Source organism: Actinomycetota bacterium (genome assembly GCA_030682655.1).
Classification (GTDB): Bacteria; Actinomycetota; Coriobacteriia; order Anaerosomatales; family JAUXNU01; genus JAUXNU01.
Genome location: JAUXNU010000206.1, coordinates 1 through 1,169, shown reverse-complemented (window position 1 = coordinate 1,169; position 1,169 = coordinate 1). Strand labels below are relative to the sequence as shown.

Annotated in this window: 2 protein-coding genes; both read right to left on the bottom strand. The window is 64.5% G+C overall.

Annotated features, from left to right (window positions below):
* Positions 1-224: 224 nt before the first annotated feature.
* Complete coding sequence (locus tag Q8K99_13965) at positions 225-524, bottom strand: HigA family addiction module antitoxin (protein MDP2183656.1); 300 nt, start codon at positions 522-524, stop codon at positions 225-227.
* A gap of 12 nt (positions 525-536) precedes the next feature.
* Positions 537-815 (bottom strand): type II toxin-antitoxin system RelE/ParE family toxin, encoded by a 279-nt coding sequence (locus Q8K99_13960; GenBank protein MDP2183655.1) that lies wholly within the window; start codon positions 813-815, stop codon positions 537-539.
* Positions 816-1,169: the final 354 nt, after the last annotated feature.

Below are 1,169 nucleotides of genomic sequence, written 5' to 3'. Positions count from 1 at the left end.
GACACGCCTTAGCTGGGGCCTGCTGGCCAGGCTCCTATGAAGTCACGACGGCGACCCCTCGGTACCCGGCGGCGGGGGACATAACAGCTGACGGTCAGCCCGATCGGGCGACAGATGCGCTGCGGGTCACTCCGCCGTCGGATCCGAGGCTACCTGACGGACGTCAGGAATCCCACGGGGGCAGAGTGACACTAAACTAAGGATGCGCGGGTTCGGTCAGTGACCTAGACCGCGCATCCCCGCCACGGCTTGATCTTGGCCAGGTCGCCATCGAGCTCCTCGTGCGCCACTTCCGTGTCGTAGGCAACCTGGGCGCGAAGCCAGTAGCCGTCCGACAGGCAGAAGAGGCGGCACAGCCGCAGATCCGTGTCCGCCGTGATCCTGCGGTTGCCCTTGATGATCTGGCCGATGCGCTGTGCGGGCACCCCGATCTCCTTGGCGAGACGGTACTGCGAGATGCCCATGGGCTTTAGGAACTCCTCGAGGAGGAGCTCGCCTGGTGTCACCGGCTCGAGCCTTGCCATAGTCGTCACCTTCTAGTGGTAGTCCACGATTTCGACATCTTCCGGTCCCGCCGCCGTCCAGCGGAAACAGACCCTGTACTGATCGTTCACCCTGATGCTGTGCTGCCCGTCGCGATCACCCTTCAGCGCTTCGAGTCGATTGCCGGGCGGCACTCGCAGGTCGTCGAGGCGTCCGGCGATCTCGAGCTGCCGAAGTTTGCGACGGGCGACAGACTCGATGGCGACGAAACGCCTGACTCGCATTCCGCCGGCGAGTCGTGCTGTGCCCGCGTCCTTGAATGAGACGATCATGAGAAGATAGTAACGCCATGCGTCAATAACGACAAGCGTTACCACAATGGAGAAGTTGCGAGTCAGTCATCTCACCGAACATGTCAGGCATCAGCGGCGGCCGATGCCTGACATCACTCTAGCGCTTGCGCCGTCCGCTGGATGCCTTAGTTCGGTGCAGCGACACAGGTCCGTGCGCACGGACTCACCGCTTCCGGGTCCGGCGACACACCGGCCGGCGTGGTCCCTCGGTGCCGATGCCGCCACCCCACCGTATCCTCGACCGGGGACCCGGGGAGCACGTGGACGTCTCGGCCCGGTTCTCTCGCCCGGTGATCGCGCAGGCCCCGTCGCCTTCCGGTCTCACCGAACGTG